Origin of the sequence: Streptomyces sp. NPDC091416, from assembly GCF_044756845.1 — a bacterium.
Lineage (GTDB): Bacteria > Actinomycetota > Actinomycetes > Streptomycetales > Streptomycetaceae > Streptomyces.
This window is the reverse complement of the sequence record NZ_JBIVTU010000005.1, coordinates 278,795-297,081: the sequence shown is the minus strand read 5'-3', so window position 1 is coordinate 297,081 and position 18,287 is coordinate 278,795. Positions and strand designations below refer to the sequence as shown.

Below are 18,287 nucleotides of genomic sequence, written 5' to 3'. Positions count from 1 at the left end.
GGGTCAAGAGGTGGGGAGTTCACATATGTCCGGAACGAGGCCCGGGCGACAACTGCTCCGGCAGGAAGTCGTCGACGGGATCAAGCGGTACATCCTCGAGAAGAGGCTTCGCCCCGGAGACCCGCTGCCCACGGAGCCCGCCCTCTGCGAGGCACTCGGCGCCAGCCGCTCCAGCGTCCGCGAGGCCGTCAAGATCCTCAACGCGCTGGACATCGTCGAGGTCCGGCACGGGCACGGCACCTACGTCGGCCGGCTGAGCCTGTCCGCCCTGGTGGAGAGCCTCACGTTCCGCGGGCTGCTCTCGCCCGACGACGACTTCCAGGTGATGTCCGACCTGGTCGACGTCCGCGAGCTCTTCGAGCGCGGACGGGCCGACCGGATCGTCTCGCTGCTCACCCCGGAACAGCTGGACTCCCTGGACGGCCTGGTGGCCACGATGCGGGCGACCGGGGCCCAGGACGGACACGGCTTCGTCGCCGCCGACCGCGCCTTCCACGCCCTGCTCGTCGCCCCGCTCGGCAACGATCTGATCGGCCAGCTCTCGATGGCGTTCTGGGACGTGTACGCGATCGTCGCGCCGCACCTGGACGGCTTCACGCACAGCGACGAGACGGAGACGATCGCCGCCCACCAGGCCATCGTGGACGCCGCCCGGGCCGGCGACATCGACGGGTTCGTCAAGGCGCTCGGTGAGCACTACGCCCCGGTCAGGCGCCGGATCTCCGAGGCCCGGGCCCGGAGCTGAGCCGCCCGCCCGCATCCTCCTGAGCCGGTGCGGCCGGCCCGACGGACTCTTGACGCCCGCCTCGGTGGGTGCCTAGGGTCCGTGTGCCGACAGGACATCTGACGTCATCCGTCTGATGACCGGTCCGAACCCGCACCTCGCACTTCCCGCCGCGCCCCAGGAGGGCACCTCCATGCCGTTCACGGACCTCTCGCTCGCGGACTGCCGCGACTACCGGCCGACGCTTCCCGTTCCGGCGGACCTCGACGCCTTCTGGTCGCGGACCCTGGACGAGGCCCGGTCCTGCGCGGCGGACAAGCCCGCGTTCACGGCGGTGGAGACGGGGCTGACCCAGGTCCGTACGTACGACGTGACGGTCCCCGGCTTCGCCGGGCAGCCGGTGCGCGGCTGGCTGCGGATGCCGGCCGGGGCGAGCGAACCACTCGGCTGCGTCGTGGAGTTCCTGGGCTACGGCCGCGGACGGGGCCTGGCGCACGAGAACCTGCTCTGGGCGTCGGCCGGTTACGCCCATCTGCTGATGGACACCCGCGGCCAGGGCTGGTCGGCCGCGGGCGGCGACACCGCCGATCCGGACGGCGGCGCGGCCGGAGTCGTACCCGGCTTCCTCACCCGGGGCATCGAGAGCCCCGAAACGTACTACTACCGGCGGCTGTTCACCGACGCGGTGCGCTGTGTCGACGCGGTGCGCGCCCGTCCCGAGATCGATCCGGAGCGGATCGTGGTGACCGGCGTCAGCCAGGGCGGCGGGATCGCGCTGGCCGTCTCGGGGCTCGTTCCCGGGCTGGCGGGGGTGATGCCGGACGTTCCGTTCCTCTGCGACTTCCGCCGCGGGGCCGAGATTGCGGGGCGGCCGCCGTTCACCGAGATCGCCGAGTACCTCAGACTCCACCGCGACCGGACCGAATCGGTCTTCTCCACCCTGTCGTACTTCGACGCCGCACTGCTCGCCACCCGGGCCACGGCCCCCGCACTGTTCTCCATCGCGATGATGGACGACATCTGCCCGCCCTCCACCTGCTTCAGCGCCTACAACGGCTACGCCGGACCGAAGGACGTGCGGATCTACGCGTTCAACGGGCACGAGGGCGGCGCGGAGTACCAGCAGCGGGAGCAACTGGCCTGGGTGGCCTCCCTGTTCGCAGGCCTGCCGTCGGGGCAGGCCGGCCACTCCTGACCGGAGGCACCTTCCGTGCGCAGACGATCCATGCTTTTCGCCACAGGCGCGGCAGCCCTGGGAACCCGGCTCGGCGGCCGCGCCTTCGCCGCCGAGCCGGGCAGCGGCCCGGTCCTCGACCACGACACCCCCGTGGACCTGGACGGCACCGAGTACGTCGATCTGTCGAACCAGACCGGCACACTCGCCCCGCTCGCCACGGGAACCATCGTCGTCACCTTCCGCACCACGAGCCACAACCAGGCGATGACGCTGCTCAGCGCCTCGGATCCCACCGCCCCCTCCTCCAACATCACGCTGAACCTGAGCGGCGGCGCCCTTCAGTTCTCCGTGCGCGAGAAGGGCTCGGTCCTCATCAATGTCATGACCAGGACACGTTACGACGACGGGCTGAGCCACACCGTCGCCGTCACCGTCGACGCGTCGGGCACCCGGCTGTCCGCCGGCGGGCGCACCGTGTTCGAGACGGCGCGGCACTCCTTCTTCGGGAGCGTTTCCCGGCTGAGCGCCCTCGCGCTGGGGCGCAACACCGACAGCGACCACCCCGGCGGCGAGTGGTTCTGCACCGGCACCATCGAGCGGGCCGCCGTCTGGGACCGGGTGCTGAGCGAGTCCGAACTGGTCGCGCAGTGCCCCCGCCCCGATCTGGCGGACCTGGGCCGGATCTCCACGATCCTCAACAGCGACACCCCGGCCACCTGGGTCATCACCGGTGACAGCATCACGCACGGCGCGCTGCACACCCATGGGTGGCGCAGCTACCCGGAGCACTGGATGGAGCGGGTGCGCTGGGAGCTGGGCAAGCCGAAGAACCGAGATTTCATGATCGATTCCGGGGTGAGCGGCGCGACCAGCGCCGAGCTCGTGGCGCGGTTCGGCGAGCGGGTCACCGCCTTCTCGCCGCACGTCGTCTCGATCATGATCGGCACGAACGACATCGCGACGGCCGGACTCGGCCTCGACGCCCACCGGGCCAACCTCGTCTCGCTCGTGCGCTCCGTACGCGCTCTGCCGGGCTCCCCGGTGCCGGTGCTCCAGTCGCCCAATCCGGTGGATCCGGCGAAGTGGCCGGGCCGGGTGAACCTCTCGCAGTACGCGCAGGTCATGGGCGAGGTCGCGGCGCAGGAGAAGGCCGTCTTCGTCGACCACTACAACGACTGGACGGACGGCGGCGGCGGCCAGGTCCCGCTGTCCCTGCTCAGCGACGGACTCCACCCCAACGAGCGCGGCCACCACCGCGTCGCGCTCAGGATGATCAAGGATCTGCGGATCTTCGACGCGAGCAGCGCGGTCTGCTCCCTGAACGTCCCGTAACCGGGCGCACGTCCTCCGTCTCCCACCCTTCGAGAAGCCCCACCCCTTCCGAGAAGAGAGATCGTCCATGAAGAGAACAGTCCCGTTCGCCCTGCTCGGCGCCGCCCTGCTGGTGGCCACCACGACGGGCACCGCCCAGGCCGCGTCGCCCGCCCCCGGCACGCTCACCTCCCAGGACCTGACCGTCAACGGCGTGGGTTCGCCCTACTACCGGATCCCGGCCCTGACCACCTCGGTCAAGGGCACCCTGCTGGCCGCGTACGACGCCCGCCCGACGCTCGGCGACCTGCCGTCCAACATCGGCATCATGCTGCGGCGCAGCACCGACGGCGGTACGACCTGGCAGGCGCAGCAGGTGGTGCGCAAGGACGCCGCGCCCCAGGGCTACGGGGACCCGAGCCTGCTCGTCGACCGGACGACCGGCCGCGTCTTCCTGTTCTACGCGGCCGGGGTGAACCAGGGCTTCTTCGGCTCGGCCACCGGCAACGACGAGTCCGACCCGAACGTCCTGCAGGCGGACTACAGCTACTCCGACGACGACGGGCTCACCTGGACCCACCGCCGGATCACCCAGCAGATCAAGAACCCGGCCTGGGGCGGGATGTTCGCCTCGTCCGGCGAAGGCATCCACGTACGCAACGGCGCGTACAAGGGCCGGCTGATCCAGCAGTACGCCATCCGGAACAACGGGGCCAACTACGCGGTCAGCGCCTACAGCGACGACCACGGCGCGACCTGGCGGATGGGCACCCCGGTCGGGCCGGGCGGCGACGAGAACAAGACCGTCGAGCTCAACGACGGCACCATCATGCTCAACAACCGCTCGGCGCCCTACCGGACGATCGCGTACTCCACGGACGGCGGGTCCACCTACACCCCGTTCGTCCAGGACACCGAGCTCCCGGACCCGGCGAACAACGGCTCGGTCATGCGGTACGCCCCCGATGCCGCGGCGTCGAACCCGCAGTCCTCCTGGCTGCTGTTCAGCAACACGGACGCCACCTCGCGCAAGAACCTCACGGTCAAGATGTCCTGCGACAACGGGAAGACCTGGCCGATCAAGAAGGTGGTCGACGCGGGCGCCGCGGCCTACTCGACGCTGACCCGGCTGCCCGACGGCCGGCTCGGACTGCTGTACGAACGGGGCAACTACGAGCACATCACGTACTCCTCGTTCGACCTGAAGTGGCTCGGCGGCACCTGCGCCGACATCACGATCACCCCGCCGGCCACGCTCAGGGCCGGCACGAGCGCCGTGGTGACGGTCCGGGTCGTCAACCGGATGGACGTGACCCGCGGCGCGGGCACCGTCGACCTGACCGTGCCCAGCGGCTGGACGGCCACGCGGACCGCGATCCCCGCGTTGCGGCCGGGTGAGGGCGCCAACGTCAAGGTCCCGGTGACGGTGCCCGCGGGTGCGTCGGGGAACGCGGTGCTCACCGCCACCTACCGGGCCCAGGACAAGCAGGCCTCGGGCAGCGCGACGGTGGCCGTCACGCCGTAGCCGGCCGGCTGCCCCGCGTCCGGCCGCCCCGTGGCGGTTGGACGCGGGTTGCGGCGCCCCGTTCAATGGGTGCCACGCACAGTGACCGGAAAGGGCGGTGGCGGACGTGGCGGGAGCCGGATTACGCATCGGAGTGGTCGGCGGGAGCGTCGCCGGCTGCGCGATGGCGATCGCCGGGGCCCGGGCCGGGGCCGATGTCACGGTGTACGAGCGCAGCGACGGGGCGCTGGAGGACCGGGGGTTCGGCATCGTCGTCCCGCCGCCGCTCCACGCGGAGCTGGTGCGGGCCGGCTATCTGGACGCCGGCATGCCGACCGCCCCGGTGCGTTCACGGATCTGGCTGGCCCGGGAACCCGGTCGGCAGGAGGCACGTGAACTGGCCAGACAGGAAGCTGCGGTGACACCATGTCACTGGGGTCTGCTGTGGCGCACACTGCGGGCGAACGCCGCCGGTGTGACGTACCACCGTGGACGCCCCGTCACCGAGGTACTGCGTCAGCCGTCGGGCGGTGCCCTGATCCGTACGGCGGATTCCGAGCAGCGGTACGACATCGTCGTCGGGGCGGACGGGCCGCGGTCCGTCACACGAGCGGCCGTCGCCCCGGAGGTACGGCCGGTTCCGGCGGGCTACGCGGTGTGGCGCGGCACCCTCCCGCTCGATGCCCTCGCCGGCCGCCCGCACGCGCTGGAACTGGTGCGAACCGCCTGGATCACGCTGGGATTCCGTGGCGGGCACGGCGTGTTCTACCTGATCCCGGGCGCCGTTGACGGTTCCCGGCTGCTGGCCTACGCCATCTACGGCCCGCCTCCCCCGCCGTCGTGGACCGCCGGGCGCGAGGAGTACGTGCGGCGCGTCGCCGAGGAGCACTTCCCCGCGGACTGGGCCGAGATCGTCGGCCTCGGCGCGCACACCTCCCTGGCCTGCCACGACGTCGCCGACTTCCATGTGCCCCGGGTCGCGGAGCCGCCGTTCCTGCTGGCGGGCGACGCCGCGAGCATCACCCGGCCGCACACGGCGAGCGGCGCGACCAAGGCGCTGCAGGACGCGCTCTGCCTGGAGCGGGCCCTGCGCGCCTCTTCGTCGGCCGCCGAGGCCCTGCACCGGTACGCCGACGAGCGGTCGGACGAGGGCGCCCGTCTGGTCGCCCTCGGCCGGAGACTGGGACACGCCATGGTCGAACGGACCCCGGACTGGGGGGTGATGGGCCCTGCCGAGGTGGCCGGGTGGAGCCGCGCCACGCTGGACGGCGCCGGCAGCTACCTGTACGGCAGGATCCGGCGGGAGTGACGTCGCGGGAGGGATTCAGCGGGTGACCGGTGCCGCGTCCGTGGTCAGAGCGGCCATGTCCACGACCCGGTCGGCCGCCTCCGCCACGGCCGGGTCGTGCGTCGCCACGACGGTGACGCAGTGGTCCTGGTGGGCGCGTTCGGCGAGGAGCGCGGCCAGGTCGCCGGCCTGGGAACGGTCGACGGCCGCCGTCGGTTCGTCGATCAGCAGCAGTTTCGGCGAGAGGAAGAGGGCACGGGCCAGGGCCACGCGCTGGCGTTCGCCGCCGGAGAGCTGTTCGGGCCGGTGGCGCAGCCGATGGCCGAGCCCGACCCGGGTCAGGGCCTCCTCCGCGCGGGCACGGTGTGCGCGCGGGCGTCCGCCGCCGATGTGGACGGCGGCGAGCAGCTGGTCGGCGGACGTGAGGCCGGAGAGCAGGTTGCCGCTCTGGAACATGTATCCGATCCGTTCGCGGCGGACCTTGGCACGCCGGGAGTCGGAGAGCCCGGCCAGGTCCTCACCGTCGAGCAGGACCTGCCCCGCGGTGGGCCGCAGCAGCGCGCCCGCGACGGCGAGCAGCGTGGACTTGCCGGAGCCGGACGGGCCGACGAGAGCGGTCATCCGGCCGGGTTCGAAGGCGACGTCGAGAGCGTCGAGGACGGTGGTACGGGCGTCGGTGCGGCCGAACGTGACGGTGACGCCGCTCAGTTCGAGGCTCATCGGTTGGCTCCCAGCATGGTCAGCGGGTCGGCTCGGGTGACCCGGCGCAGGGTCAGGGCGGTGCCCGCGAGGCCCACGGCCGCGACGGTGCACATGGTGAGGGCGAGGGTGGACGCGGGCAGGCTGAACGGCACTTGTTCGCCGACCAGCAGCCCGACGGCTCCGGCGAGCACGGCGCCCGCCGCCGTACCGAGGACGACGACCAGGGCCGCCTGGAGGACGGTGTGGGCGAGCAGGCGCCTACGGGAGGCGCCCATGGCGCGCAGCAGGGCGAGTTCGGGCTGCCTCTGCACGGTCCACACGGCGAAGAAGGCGCCGACCACGAGGGGGGCGATCAGATAGAGGAAGACCTGGATCGAGTTCATGGTGAGGCGCTCGCCGGTGTAGCCGGGGGCCGCCTCGTACGCCTTCTCCTTGGCGAGCGTGGTGGTGGAGTACCGCGCGTCGAGGGTGGCGGTGGAGGACCCGCCGGGCGTGGTGCGCAGGGCCAGCGCGCTGAACTGGCCGGGGACCGCGGCGCCCCGCGAGGCCGGGGCGCCCGGAGTGCTGAAGCGGATGCGCTGCCAGGTCTTCAACGGGACGTAGGCGACGGGCACATGGCCGTAGCTGGAGCGCTCGGTCCGTCCGACGACGCGCAGTTCGATGCCGAGCCGGTCGATGACGAGGGTGTCGCCGACGCGCACGCCCTCGTCGGCGAGCTTGGCGGACATCACCATGCTGCCGGCCCCCGCGCCCGCGAGGCCGGCACCCTGGGTCACCGAGGGGGCCAGGAAGGAGCCGGGCTCGACGCCGAAGGCGGCGAGATCGACCTCGGCGCCGCGGTTCGTCGTGCCGCGGGTGATGGAGACGCCCAGCGGAGTCGTCTCCGCGTCCGCGTCCGCGCTCCAGGCGGCAGCGGTCTTCTCGTCGAGGAGGCTGCGGGCGAACTGGTCGGACTTCGCGCCCGAGGCGAAGACGAGCTGCGAGGCGGGCAGACGGCGCAGCGCGGAGATGGTGTCGTCGCCCAGGCCGGTGGTGAACCCGGAGACGATGCCGACGAGTGCGGCGACGAGCACCACGACGGATCCCATGAGCAGGAAGCGGCCTCGGGCGGCGCGCAGCTCCAGCAGAGCGAGGAACACGGCGGTTCCCTTCGGTGGATCGATGTTAGGGACGGTGTGTCGCCAACATAGATGATGGGGACGCCGCGTCCCCAAGTGGGGGTCGGTCCGGAGACCGGTGGCTTCTAGACTGGGCCGGTGCCCAGGATCAGAGCCGCCACGGTTGCCGAGCACCACGCCCAGCAGCGACTGGCCCTGGTGCGGGCGGCACGCGAACTGCTGGAGAGCGGCGACGCCGACGCCGTGACCTTCACCGCGATCGCCAAGGCCACGGGCCTCGCCCGCAACAGCGTGTACAAGTACTTCCCGGGCCGCCCCGAGCTGCTCGCCGCGGTCGTCGAGGACGCGATGCCGCGCTGGACGGACGCCATCCGGGCCGGAATGTCGTCGGCCGGCACGGCCGAGGAGAAGATCGCCGCCTACGTGTCGTCGCAGCTGGACCTGGTGCGCGGCGGGGAGCACCGGATCGCCCAGGCGCTGGCGGGGGTGCGGGACGCGGCAGTGGTGCGGGAGAGCGCGGCGCGGGTCCACCGGGAGCTGCTCACTCCGCTGATCGGAGCACTGACGGAACTGGGCGAGGAGGACCCGCGCCGCACGGCGGTGCTCCTCCAGGGAATCGTCAACGCGGCCACGACCGCGATCGAGAACGGCGACGACGCGGCCGCGGTGACGGACCGGGCGGTCCGCATGGCCGTCACCGCGATCACCGGGAAGACGCCGGAGCGGTGAGGACCCCGGGGCTCACCCGGACGACGCCGGCCGGCAGACGCCGGAAACCCGCCGGGCCGACGCCGAAGGCGTGACGTCCCCCGGACTCACCGGACCGGGGAGCCTTCCAGCCGGGAGCGGATGCCGTCGAAGTGCGTACGCATCGCCCGTACCGCCCGTACGCCGTCGGCCGCGGCGACGGCCTCGACGATCTCGCGGTGCTGGGCGCAGGTGACCGACGGGTCCTGATGGCCGTCGTCGAAGTCCTCGCGCACCCGGTCCATGGCCGCCCAGAACGCGTCGAGCACCTCACTGAGCAGGTGGTTGTCCAGCGAGGCGTAGAGCGCGAGATGGAAGGCCCGGTCGGTGGAGCGCGCCACCCGGCCCGTACCGGCCTCCTCCTCCATCTTCGCGACCAGGGCGCGCAGGACGTCGAGGTCCTCGTCCGGGACGCCGGCCGCGACGGTCCCGACGAGCCCCGCCTCCAGCGCCTCGCGCACCTTCATCAGCTCGGCGAGCCCCAGCTCGCCCTGACGGTGGCGGACGGCCGCGCGGAAGGCCAGGCCCTCGGCGAACGGCGACAGCGAGAGCGAGCCGACGAAGGTGCCGTACCCCCGGCGGATCTCCACGACGTTGACCGCCTGGAGCGACTTGAGGGCCTCGCGCACCGATACCCGGCCGGCCTCGAAGAGCTCCATCAGCTCGGACTCCGTGGGCAGCGCGTCGCCCGGCGCGAGCCGCCTCTCCAGAATCAGTTCCTTGATCCGGCGCTCGATGTCCTGAGCCATGGTGGGCCGCGCCACAACGTCCTCCTGAGGTGCCGTCGCCCCTTGACCGTTCCCAGGAGCATCTGTTTAAGGTGGGCCAGACATAGGACATCTTACGTCTCATGTCTCGATCCGGGTAGCCACTCGGGCCACGGATCGGTGTCCCGATCAGCTGGAGCCTTCACCATGTCTCTGACCGCACCGTTGCGCGGCGTCGTCCCGCCCGTCTGCACCCCGCTCGACTCCCGCGGGGAGATCGACACCGCCTCGCTCGTCCGCCTCGTCGAGCACCTCATCGGCGGGGGCGTGCACGGCCTCTTCGCGCTCGGGTCCACCAGCGAGGTCGCCTATCTCACCGACGAACAGCGCGCCACGGTCCTGGAGACCGTCGTCAACGCGACCGACGGCCGCGTCCCGGTCCTCGCCGGAGTCATCGACACCACCACGGCCCGGGTGGTCGAGCATGCCAAGTCCGCGGCCGCTCTCGGCGCCGACGCGCTGGTCGCGACCGCGCCGTTCTACACCCGCACCCACGCCAAGGAGATCGCCGGGCACTTCCGCCGGCTGCGCGCCGAGGTGGACCTGCCGCTGTTCGCGTACGACATCCCGGTCGCCGTGCACAGCAAGCTGTCCGCCGCGCTGGTCCGTGAACTCGCCGAGGACGGCACCCTGGCCGGACTCAAGGACAGCAGCGGCGACGAGGGCGGGCTGCGCCGGCTCATCGTCGAACTCGGTGGCCGCGAGGGCCGCGCAAACGGCCCGGTCCCGGGCTTCAGCATCCTCACCGGCTCCGAGCTGACCGTCGACGCGGCGCTGCTCGCCGGAGCCGACGGGGTCGTCCCCGGCATCGGCAACGTGGACCCGGCCGGTTACGTACGGCTCTACGAGGCCGCGCGGGCCGGCGACTGGACGCTGGCCGCCAAGGAACAGGAGCGGCTGATCGAGCTGTTCGCCATGGTCGACGCCGGTCCCGAGGCGGACATGGGCCGCAGCTCCTCGGCGCTCGGCTCGTTCAAGTCGGCGCTCCAGCTGCTCGGCGTCATCGCGTGCGGCGACACCGCGTTCCCGCAGATCCAGCTGTCCGCCGAATCCGTCGCGCTCGTCTCCGGACGGCTGCGCGACGCCGGCCTGCCGCCGGTCCGATGACCTCCTCCGCACCGGCCGCGGGGCCCGTCGTCGGTCTCGACCTCGGCGGCACGAAGATCGCCGCCGCACTCCTCGCCGCGGACGGCACGGTCCTGGCCCGGCACAGCAGGCCCACCCCGGCCCGGGAAGGCGCCGCGGCGGTGCTCGACGCGCTCGCCGCGTCCGCCGCCGAGGTCGACCCGGCCCGCAGCGCGTCCGTGCTCGGCATCGCGGCGGCCGGCGTCATCGACCCCCGTACCGGCATGGTCACCAGCGCCACCGACTCCCTCCGCGGCTGGGCGGGCACCCCGCTCGGTGCCGGGCTCGCCGACCGCACCGGCTACGCCGTGGCCTGCGACAACGACGTGCGCGCCACGGCCGGTCCGGAGCTCGCCGCCCTGAACGCGCGGAGCGGGGGCCACGGCTCGCTGCTCTTCGCCGCCATCGGCACCGGAGTCGGCGGCGCCGTCGCCGTCGACGGCCGGATGCTGCACGGCGCGGCCGGCATCGCCGGGCACATCGGCCACCTGCCCAGCCCCGAGGCGGCCGGGCTGCCCTGCACCTGCGGCGCCACCGGCCACCTGGAGGTCATCGCCTCCGGGCCCGGGATCGCCGCCCACTACGAGCGGCTGACCGGCGCCCCCGTGGACCGCCTCGAAACCGTCGCCGCCCGCGCCGCCCAGGGCGACGCCCACGCCGTCACCGCCATCACCACCGGCGCGGCCGCCGCCGGCCATGTCCTCGGCGGGCTCGCCAACGTGCTCGGCCCCGACCGGGTCGTGATCGGCGGCGGGGTCCCGCGGATCGGCGCGCTGCACGAGGACGCCCTGCGCGCCGCGTTCGCCGCCGAGCTGATGGCTCCGCTGCGCGGGCTCGTCCCCCGCGCCCCGCTGCTCGGCCACGACGCGGCCGTGCTCGGCGCGGCACTGCTCACCACCACCCTTCCCCTCCACCACCCGGGAGCTCTCCGATGACCGCGCAGGAACTGGCCACCACCCTCCGGGGCAGACTGATCGTGTCCTGCCAGGCACCCCCCGGCGATCCGATGCGGGAGACGTCCACGCTGGTACGGATGGCCCTGTCGGCCGTCGCCGGTGGCGGCTCCGCGATCCGGGCCAACGATCCGGAGGTCGTCGCCGCGATCACCGCCGCCGTCGACCTGCCGGTCATCGGCCTGTGGAAGGACGGCGACGTCGGCGTGTTCATCACCCCGACCGTCCGGCACGCCCTGGCCGTCGCCGAGGCGGGCGCGGCCGTCGTGGCCGCGGACGCCACCGACCGGCCGCGCCCCGACGGCTCGACCTTCGCCGAACTCGTCGAGGCGGTCCACGCGGCGGGCGCCCTCGTCATGGCCGACGTCTCCACCCTCGCCGAGGGCATCGCGGCGGCGGAGCTGGGGGCGGACTTCGTCTCCACGACCCTGTCCGGCTACGTTCCCGGGACGCCGAAGCTGACCGGCCCCGATCTCGGTCTGGTCGCGGCGCTCTCCGCCGCCATCGACGTCCCCGTGGTCGCCGAAGGCCGGATCAACACCCCCGCGGAAGCGGCCGAGGCCCTGGAGCGCGGCGCCCACAGTGTCGTCGTCGGCACCGCCATCACCGCTCCCACGGCTCTGACCGCCCGCTTCGTGGCAGGCATCACCCGGCCCTGATCTGTCCCCATACGCGGGACGGCTGTTCAAATGACCGGGCGCCGTCCCGCACCCTGGAGTCACCGTGCAGACCTCGACACCCCCCACGCTCCCCTGGTACCGCCAGATCAGCCGCACCCAGTGGAAGTCGTTCTTCGCCGCCTGGATCGGCTATGTCCTCGACGGCTTCGACTTCGTGCTGATCACCCTCGTGCTGACCGAGATCAGTGACGAGTTCGGCCTGAGCACGGTGCAGGCGGCCAGCCTGATCTCCGGTGCGTTCATCACCCGCTGGCTGGGCGGCGCCGTGCTCGGCGCCATCGGCGACCGCTTCGGCCGCAAGCTCTCCATGGTGCTCAGCATCCTGCTGTACTCGGTGGGCACCTTCGCCTGCGGATTCGCGTGGGACTACACCAGCCTGTTCGCCGCCCGGCTGGCCATCGGCATGGGCATGGCCGGGGAGTACAGCGCCAGCTCCACGTACGTCATGGAGAGCTGGCCCGCCGGCCTGCGCAACCGGGCCAGCGGCTTCCTGATCTCGGGCTTCTCGGTCGGCTCGGTGCTCGCCGCCCAGGTCTACAACTGGGTGGTGCCCTCGCTCGGCTGGCGCTGGATGTTCTATCTGGGCCTCATCCCGATCGCCATCGCGCTGTGGATGCGGCGGGCACTGCCGGAGGCGGAGGAATGGACGGAGTCCGTGGCGGACACGGGCGCGAAGCCCAATCCGTTCCGGCCGCTGTTCCGGACCCGGGCCCGGGCAGCCGCCAACACGGCCCTGGCCGTCGTCGCCACGCTCTCGCTCTTCCTCGTCTTCACGCCGGGCGGGGCCGGTCTGGTCCCCGTGCTCTCGGTGATCGCCGGTCTCTCGCTCGCCGCGTTCGCCGTGCAGCTGGGCGGCAAGCGCGGCTGGGTGCTGTACCTGTCGATGATCGTGACGCTGTTCTTCGCCTTCCTGTACTCCTGGCCGATCCAGGCCCTGCTGCCCACGTACCTGAAGACGGAACTGGGCTACACCACGGACCAGGTCACCGACGTGCTGTACTTCGCGGGCTTCGGCACCATGGTCGGCTGCTGGGTCGCGGGCTTCCTCGGCGACCGGCTCGGCACGAAGAAGGCGTACGCGCTGACGCTGCTGGCCTCGCTCGCCTTCGTCTATCCGGTCTTCGCGGTGCGGAACAACCTGATGCTGCTCGGCATCCTGCTCTTCCTGCTCCAGGCGACGAGCTTCGGCATCTCCGGGCTGCTCCCCCGCTACATCGGCGGTCACTTCCCTACCGCGAGCCGGGGTGCGGCACTCGGCTTCACGTACAACGTGGGCGCCCTCGGCGGGGCCGTCGCCCCGGTCCTCGGCGCCCATCTCGCCTCCGGGATGGACCTGGGCCGGGCGCTGGCGGTGCTGACGTTCGCGGGCACGGTGATCGTGGTCCTGCTGGTCGGCCTCGACGTACCGGCCCGGCTGAACCGGCTGACGGACCCGGACGCCGAACGGGACCACCTGGCGGCCGTGGCGACGCCGTCGGCCGACGCGCGCGTGCCGGTGGACCGGTAGGCACGCGTGCCGACGGAGCGGTGGCAATGACACCGACGGCCGTGCCCCCGTGGGCCGGCAGGCAGTTCGTCGCCCACACCACCCGCTGGAAAAACTCCCACAACTCGTCCGGCACCAGACGCTCAACGACCCCCACCATGACCCACGGAATACCGAAGCATCCAAATGAGATGGCGGCCAAGAAGGGGGATTTCGAGACGGTCAGCCGGAACGGGGTCGGGCAACGTGCGCGGGAGCATCGGTGCCTTTCTGCGAAGTAGAGGGGTGGTGAAACCTGTTCGGCGATGCCTGGCAGGATGGTCCGCATGACACGAGAGGACCCTATGAGTCACGACACCGTCGCCCCTCTGCTCGTGGCAGCTGCCGCAGTGGTCTCGGAGGGGCGACTGCTGGTCGTGAGCAAGAAGGCGGCTCCTGAGGTGTTCTATCTGCCGGGCGGTAAGCCGGACCAGGGCGAGGACGCATTGGAGGCGCTGACTCGGGAGTTGATGGAGGAACTCGGTGTTTCTCCTGTGGGGCCACGGTTTCTTACAGAAGTTGAGGCTGTGGCCGCGCTGGAGGGAATCCCTATGCGTATGACGGTCTTCGAGGCAGGCATCAGCCATGAACCGCAGCCCGCGGCTGAATTGGCAGGCATGCGGTGGATTTCCGGTCACGAGACGGATGTAACGCTCGCTCCTGCCGTTCGGGATCACGTTCTCCCGCTGTTGAGGAAGAATGGACTCATCTGCGAGTAGCGACTCGACCGTGTTGCCTCAAGCTCACGTCGCGCGCCTCCTCCGGGTCGCCTGGGCGCCGGCAGTGAGCTGTCCGGACTGCCCACCGGCGACGTCGATCGGGACGCACTCCAGCAGCTCTTTGGTGACGGCTTCGCTGCCGTCCTCGATAGCCAGCAGCTGCCGTGCGGGGGCACCGACACATCCACCGCCAGTTCGTGCGACCACAGCAGGTGCAACAGCACTGGCAGCACCGCCAGCGGCTCACCCGCCGCCGCGGCCCCGTCCAGCAGCGGCAGCGGCTCGGCGAACACGTCCCGCAGCCGCGAGTCGGCTCCACGACGCCCCCCGCACCACGAGCCCCTGACCTGGGATCTCCACGACCGGGCGAAGACGGCTCTGAAGCAAGTCAGGACTCCGGTTCAAGGCCGAGCACTTCCTAGCCTTCACCAGCATCGCCGACCCCCTCATCTGCTCCCGCAGACTCGCCGAATGAGATGGCTTCTCAGGGCTGTCCCGAGAGATGCGCGCGGAGCTCACCACGGGGCCGGCGAAGTACGTCCGGTGCCGGCGCGGGGTACCTGGGACGGGGCGTGTTCGCCCTGATGAAACGCTGATCCTGGCGCGACGGACGGCTGCCCCGGGCAGGGAAGGCAGGAACCGGCCCGGGGCGCTGGTGGATGGTCAGCCGAACCTGGGGGCCGGAGCGGTGGCGTTGAGCGCCGTCACGATCGTCTCCTCCTCGTATGCGAAGTGGGACTCCAACTGGTTCGCCAGCCGCTCCAGGTCGGTGCGCAGCTGCGCGGGGTCGGTTTCACCCGGCACGAAGCCGTCGACGAGCTGCTGGATGTCGTCCTGCAGCCGTGCCACCACCTTGTGCTCCTCGCCGAGCCGGGCCAGCGCCGGGGCGAGCGCGGGAAACTGCCTGGCCAGCATCGGGAACACGGCCGCGTCCTCGCCGCCGTGATGCTTCTTCAACGCCCCGCAGAAGCTGAGGCAGTGGGTGCGCATCTGCTGGGCGAGGTCCGGCTGCGTCCGCTCGATCGTGTCCGCGCCGCCCTCGATGACCCGGTCCACCCGGGTGCGGAGCGTCCCGAGCTCCTCACGCAGCCAGCCGTGCACCTCGACGACCCAGTCCCCCATGCCCTTGACCCGCTCCTCGCCGGGCCGGGGGCCGATCCTGTTCAGTACGACGACCGGGATCTCCCGGGTCGTCCGTGCCTGGTGGTCTGCGTAACCCGGTGCCTCGGTGATCACGCGGTCGAAGAGCTTGTCACGCTCCCGGGCCGGTGGGACGGCCGCGATCGCCTGGTAGGTGTCGGTGCCCGTCTCGACCGTCACGATCGGGTTCCTGCGGATGTTGTGGTACCACGCGGGGTGCTTGTCGGCGCCATTGGCGGACGCAACGACAATTCCTTTTCCGTCGAACTCGAGATAACCCAGGATGCTCTCCCGGCGCAGGCCGCTCCTGGCTCCGACAGTGGTCAGCACGGTCAATGTCCAGCCCTCGAACATGCCGCTCATCTTCCCGTTGTTCGCCCGGAACTCGGCGATGACCCGACGCTGGAACTCATTGACGTCGAAGCCCGCCCAGGACTCCGGCTGCGCTTCCCGGCTCTCTGCCCTGTCCTCGCTCATGCACTGCCTTTCCGTGGCGTTCGATCGCGGAGGAGGGCCACGCCACCGGAAATCGACACAGAAATACCCCGCATGCTTACGCAGTAAAGATGGGCGCAGTAATCCCAGGAAGGGATTGACGAGCTGCGAGAGACGGAACGTGCCGATCTCTGTAATGGCTGAGTAGCCGCTACCTCCATGCGTAGGCCCATACGGGGCTCAGCAGGAAGGTAACACCATCCCCGCATGGCGAGCAACGCCACTCGGGCATGGGCAACGGCAACCAGGGTGCCGCATAACGGGGTTGGGCCCATCCCGAGCCCGGCAGGTTCCGAACGAGAGGCCCTAGGTCCCGGGTCCTCATTCCTCGCCGGCCCGCGATCATCCGCAAGCCCGATGTCGCCTTCCCGGAGCGGAAGCCACCATGGGGTGGAACCCTTCCGAAGGAGCGCATCATGTCGTACCCGGACGCCGGCCACCCCGAGTACCCGGAGCCCCGCTATCTCGGCGACAGGGGCGAAGTGAACGCGGTCTTCCGGCCGGCCGGCACTCCGCCCGACATTTCCTCGCCCGGTGGCGGCTCCACCCACTACCTGGCGACCAACGAGTCGACCGGCGGCGAGTTCGGCCTGTACAAGGTGGATCTGGCCGCACGGGCCGCCGGCGCCAGGACCCACTTCCACAAGGCGATGTCGGAGTCGTTCTACGTCCTGTCCGGCGAACTGGAGCTCTACAACGGCGAGGCGTGGGTCACCGGCCGTGCGGGCGACTTCCTGTACGTACCGGTCGGCGGGCTGCACGCCTTCAAGAACGTGACCGACGAGCCGATGTCCATGCTCATGCTGTTCTCCCCGGGCGCCCCTCGCGAGGAGTACTTCGAACGGGTCGCGGAGGTCTCGCAGCGCGGGGGTGAGGAGCTCAAGCGGTTCCGCATCCGGCACGACAGCTACTTCACCGAGGACTTCGAGCCCGGGGCGGAGTAGGCCGCCGCGCCTCCGGCAGGTCCCGGACTCTCAGACCGCGAGGCGCTCGAAGACCGCGGCGAGGCCCTGGCCGCCGCCGATGCACATGGTCTCCAGGCCGTAGCGGGCCTCGCGGCGGTGCAGTTCTCTGGTGAGGGTGGCGAGGATGCGGGCGCCGGTGGCGCCGACGGGATGACCCAGGGACACCCCTGAGCCGTTCACGTTGATCCGCTCCTCGTGGTCCTTCTCGCCGAGGCCCAGTTCACGGGTGCAGGCCAGGACCTGGGCGGCGAAGGCCTCGTTGAGCTCGATCAGGTCGAGGTCGGCCAACGTGAGTCCGGCGCGGGCGAGCGCGGTGCGGGTGGCCGGGACGGGGCCGATGCCCATGGTGGCGGCGGGCACACCCGCGCGGGCGAACGAGACCAGCCGGACCAGCGGGGTGAGGCCCAGGCGCTCCGCGGTGGCCGCGCTCGTCACCAGGCAGGCGGCCGCCGCGTCGTTCTGGCCGCTGGCGTTGCCGGCGGTGACCGTGGCCTCCGGGTCGGACTTGCCCAGGATCGGGCGGAGCCCGGCGAGCTGTTCGGCCGTGGTGTCGGGGCGGGGGTGCTCGTCGGCGGTGACGACGGTCTCGCCCTTGCGGGTGCGTACGGTCACGGGCACGGTCTCCGCCTCGTACCGTCCCTCGGCCATGGCCCGGCCGGCGCGCTGCTGCGAGCGCAGGGCCAGCGCGTCCTGGTCGGCGCGGCTGATGCCGTACGCGCGGCGGAGGTTCTCCGCCGTCTCGATCATGCCGCCGGGCACCGGGTGGTGGACGCCGCCGGCGGTGACCCGGCCGCGGGCCAGGGAGTCGTGGAGCTGGAGGCCGGGGCCCTTGATGCCCCAGCGGCCGTCGTGCGTGTAGTACGGGGCGGCGCTCATCACGTCGACGCCGCCGGCGATCACCACCTCGCTGAACCCGGCCCTGATCTGCATCGCCGCGTCGAGGACGGCCTGGAGTCCGGAGCCGCAGCGGCGGTCCGTCTGGAGGCCGGTGACCGACTGCGGGAGCCCGGCGTCCAGGGCGGCGACCCGGCCGATGGCCGGGGCGTCGGAGGACGGGTAGGCGTGCCCGAGGATCACCTCGTCGACCCGGTCCGGATCGATCCCCGTACGGGCGACGACCTCGGCGATGACGCGGGCGGCGAGGCCGGCGGGCGTCTGCCCGGCGAACGCCCCGCCGAAGCGGCCGATGGGGGTGCGCAGCGGTTCGCAGATCACGACGTCGTTCGGGTCGGGCACAGTGGGACCTTCCTCAGCGGCACAAGGGTGTGCCATGACCTTCCCACCTGCCGACTGAGTCGGTCCAATATCCAGTTCACCCTGGTTCAAGACCCATCTCGTCTCAATGAG

The 18,287-nt window shown here is 71.6% G+C and carries 17 protein-coding genes; 12 read left to right on the top strand and 5 right to left on the bottom strand.

What is annotated here, in order from left to right:
- The first annotated feature begins 25 nt into the window (after window positions 1-25).
- The 5 genes from ACIQMX_RS17535 (at window position 26) to ACIQMX_RS17515 (ending at window position 6,025) form a co-directional block, all read left to right on the top strand.
- Entirely contained in the window at window positions 26-745 is a 720-nt protein-coding gene (locus ACIQMX_RS17535; RefSeq protein WP_402478900.1) for a FadR/GntR family transcriptional regulator, read from the top strand.
- Between the two features lie 172 nt (window positions 746-917).
- On the top strand, window positions 918-1,919 hold the full coding sequence (locus ACIQMX_RS17530) for an acetylxylan esterase (protein ID WP_402479420.1): 1,002 nt from the start codon (window positions 918-920) through the stop codon (window positions 1,917-1,919).
- A 30-nt stretch (window positions 1,920-1,949) separates the two neighbouring features.
- Complete coding sequence (locus ACIQMX_RS17525; protein WP_363067124.1) at window positions 1,950-3,233, top strand: GDSL-type esterase/lipase family protein; 1,284 nt, start codon at window positions 1,950-1,952, stop codon at window positions 3,231-3,233.
- 67 nt (window positions 3,234-3,300) lie between these two features.
- Window positions 3,301-4,737, top strand: a complete 1,437-nt coding sequence (locus ACIQMX_RS17520) for an exo-alpha-sialidase (protein WP_402478897.1) — start codon at window positions 3,301-3,303, stop codon at window positions 4,735-4,737.
- 106 nt (window positions 4,738-4,843) lie between these two features.
- Window positions 4,844-6,025 carry an FAD-dependent monooxygenase gene (locus ACIQMX_RS17515; RefSeq protein ID WP_402478894.1) on the top strand — a complete coding sequence of 394 codons (1,182 nt, stop codon included), beginning with the start codon at window positions 4,844-4,846 and terminating at the stop codon, window positions 6,023-6,025.
- Between the two features lie 15 nt (window positions 6,026-6,040).
- Here the strand turns inward: ACIQMX_RS17515 and ACIQMX_RS17510 are convergent, their stop codons facing one another.
- A complete protein-coding gene (locus tag ACIQMX_RS17510) occupies window positions 6,041-6,724 on the bottom strand; it encodes an ABC transporter ATP-binding protein (RefSeq protein ID WP_402478891.1) in 684 nt (227 codons plus the stop codon).
- The gene (locus ACIQMX_RS17505) at window positions 6,721-7,845 is read right to left on the bottom strand and encodes an ABC transporter permease (protein WP_363067120.1); all 1,125 of its coding nucleotides are present in this window, start codon (window positions 7,843-7,845) and stop codon (window positions 6,721-6,723) included. The genes ACIQMX_RS17510 and ACIQMX_RS17505 overlap by 4 nt, the downstream gene beginning before the upstream one ends.
- A 117-nt stretch (window positions 7,846-7,962) precedes the next feature.
- Here ACIQMX_RS17505 and ACIQMX_RS17500 point away from each other — a divergent pair, with 117 nt between their 5' ends.
- Window positions 7,963-8,553, top strand: a complete 591-nt coding sequence (locus ACIQMX_RS17500; protein WP_402478887.1) for a TetR/AcrR family transcriptional regulator — start codon at window positions 7,963-7,965, stop codon at window positions 8,551-8,553.
- Between the two features lie 86 nt (window positions 8,554-8,639).
- Here ACIQMX_RS17500 and ACIQMX_RS17495 read toward each other — a convergent pair whose 3' ends face one another.
- Window positions 8,640-9,335, bottom strand: a complete 696-nt coding sequence (locus ACIQMX_RS17495) for a FadR/GntR family transcriptional regulator (RefSeq protein ID WP_402478885.1) — start codon at window positions 9,333-9,335, stop codon at window positions 8,640-8,642.
- A gap of 150 nt (window positions 9,336-9,485) precedes the next feature.
- On the opposite strand from ACIQMX_RS17495, the gene ACIQMX_RS17490 reads away from it, so the two are divergent.
- The 5 genes from ACIQMX_RS17490 (at window position 9,486) to ACIQMX_RS17470 (ending at window position 14,340) form a co-directional block, all read left to right on the top strand.
- Window positions 9,486-10,445, top strand: coding sequence for a dihydrodipicolinate synthase family protein (locus ACIQMX_RS17490; protein WP_363067117.1), 960 nt, complete (start codon window positions 9,486-9,488; stop codon window positions 10,443-10,445).
- Complete coding sequence (locus ACIQMX_RS17485; protein ID WP_402478881.1) at window positions 10,442-11,398, top strand: ROK family protein; 957 nt, start codon at window positions 10,442-10,444, stop codon at window positions 11,396-11,398. The genes ACIQMX_RS17490 and ACIQMX_RS17485 overlap by 4 nt, the downstream gene beginning before the upstream one ends.
- Window positions 11,395-12,075, top strand: a complete 681-nt coding sequence (locus ACIQMX_RS17480; RefSeq protein ID WP_363067115.1) for an N-acetylmannosamine-6-phosphate 2-epimerase — start codon at window positions 11,395-11,397, stop codon at window positions 12,073-12,075. Before ACIQMX_RS17485 ends, ACIQMX_RS17480 begins: the two co-directional genes overlap by 4 nt.
- A 64-nt stretch (window positions 12,076-12,139) precedes the next feature.
- On the top strand, window positions 12,140-13,603 hold the full coding sequence (locus ACIQMX_RS17475) for a sialate:H+ symport family MFS transporter (RefSeq protein WP_402478878.1): 1,464 nt from the start codon (window positions 12,140-12,142) through the stop codon (window positions 13,601-13,603).
- A gap of 305 nt (window positions 13,604-13,908) precedes the next feature.
- Window positions 13,909-14,340: an NUDIX domain-containing protein gene (locus ACIQMX_RS17470; protein WP_402478875.1), complete on the top strand. Its 432-nt coding sequence runs from the start codon at window positions 13,909-13,911 to the stop codon at window positions 14,338-14,340.
- Between the two features lie 663 nt (window positions 14,341-15,003).
- Here ACIQMX_RS17470 and ACIQMX_RS17465 read toward each other — a convergent pair.
- Window positions 15,004-15,957, bottom strand: a complete 954-nt coding sequence (locus ACIQMX_RS17465; RefSeq protein ID WP_402478871.1) for a nitroreductase/quinone reductase family protein — start codon at window positions 15,955-15,957, stop codon at window positions 15,004-15,006.
- A 434-nt stretch (window positions 15,958-16,391) separates the two neighbouring features.
- Here ACIQMX_RS17465 and ACIQMX_RS17460 point away from each other — a divergent pair, with 434 nt between their 5' ends.
- Complete coding sequence (locus ACIQMX_RS17460) at window positions 16,392-16,919, top strand: cupin domain-containing protein (RefSeq protein ID WP_402478869.1); 528 nt, start codon at window positions 16,392-16,394, stop codon at window positions 16,917-16,919.
- A 30-nt stretch (window positions 16,920-16,949) separates the two neighbouring features.
- Here the strand turns inward: ACIQMX_RS17460 and ACIQMX_RS17455 are convergent, their stop codons facing one another.
- Window positions 16,950-18,176 (bottom strand): acetyl-CoA C-acetyltransferase, encoded by a 1,227-nt coding sequence (locus ACIQMX_RS17455; RefSeq protein ID WP_363067110.1) that lies wholly within the window; start codon window positions 18,174-18,176, stop codon window positions 16,950-16,952.
- Between the last annotated feature and the right edge of the window lie 111 nt (window positions 18,177-18,287).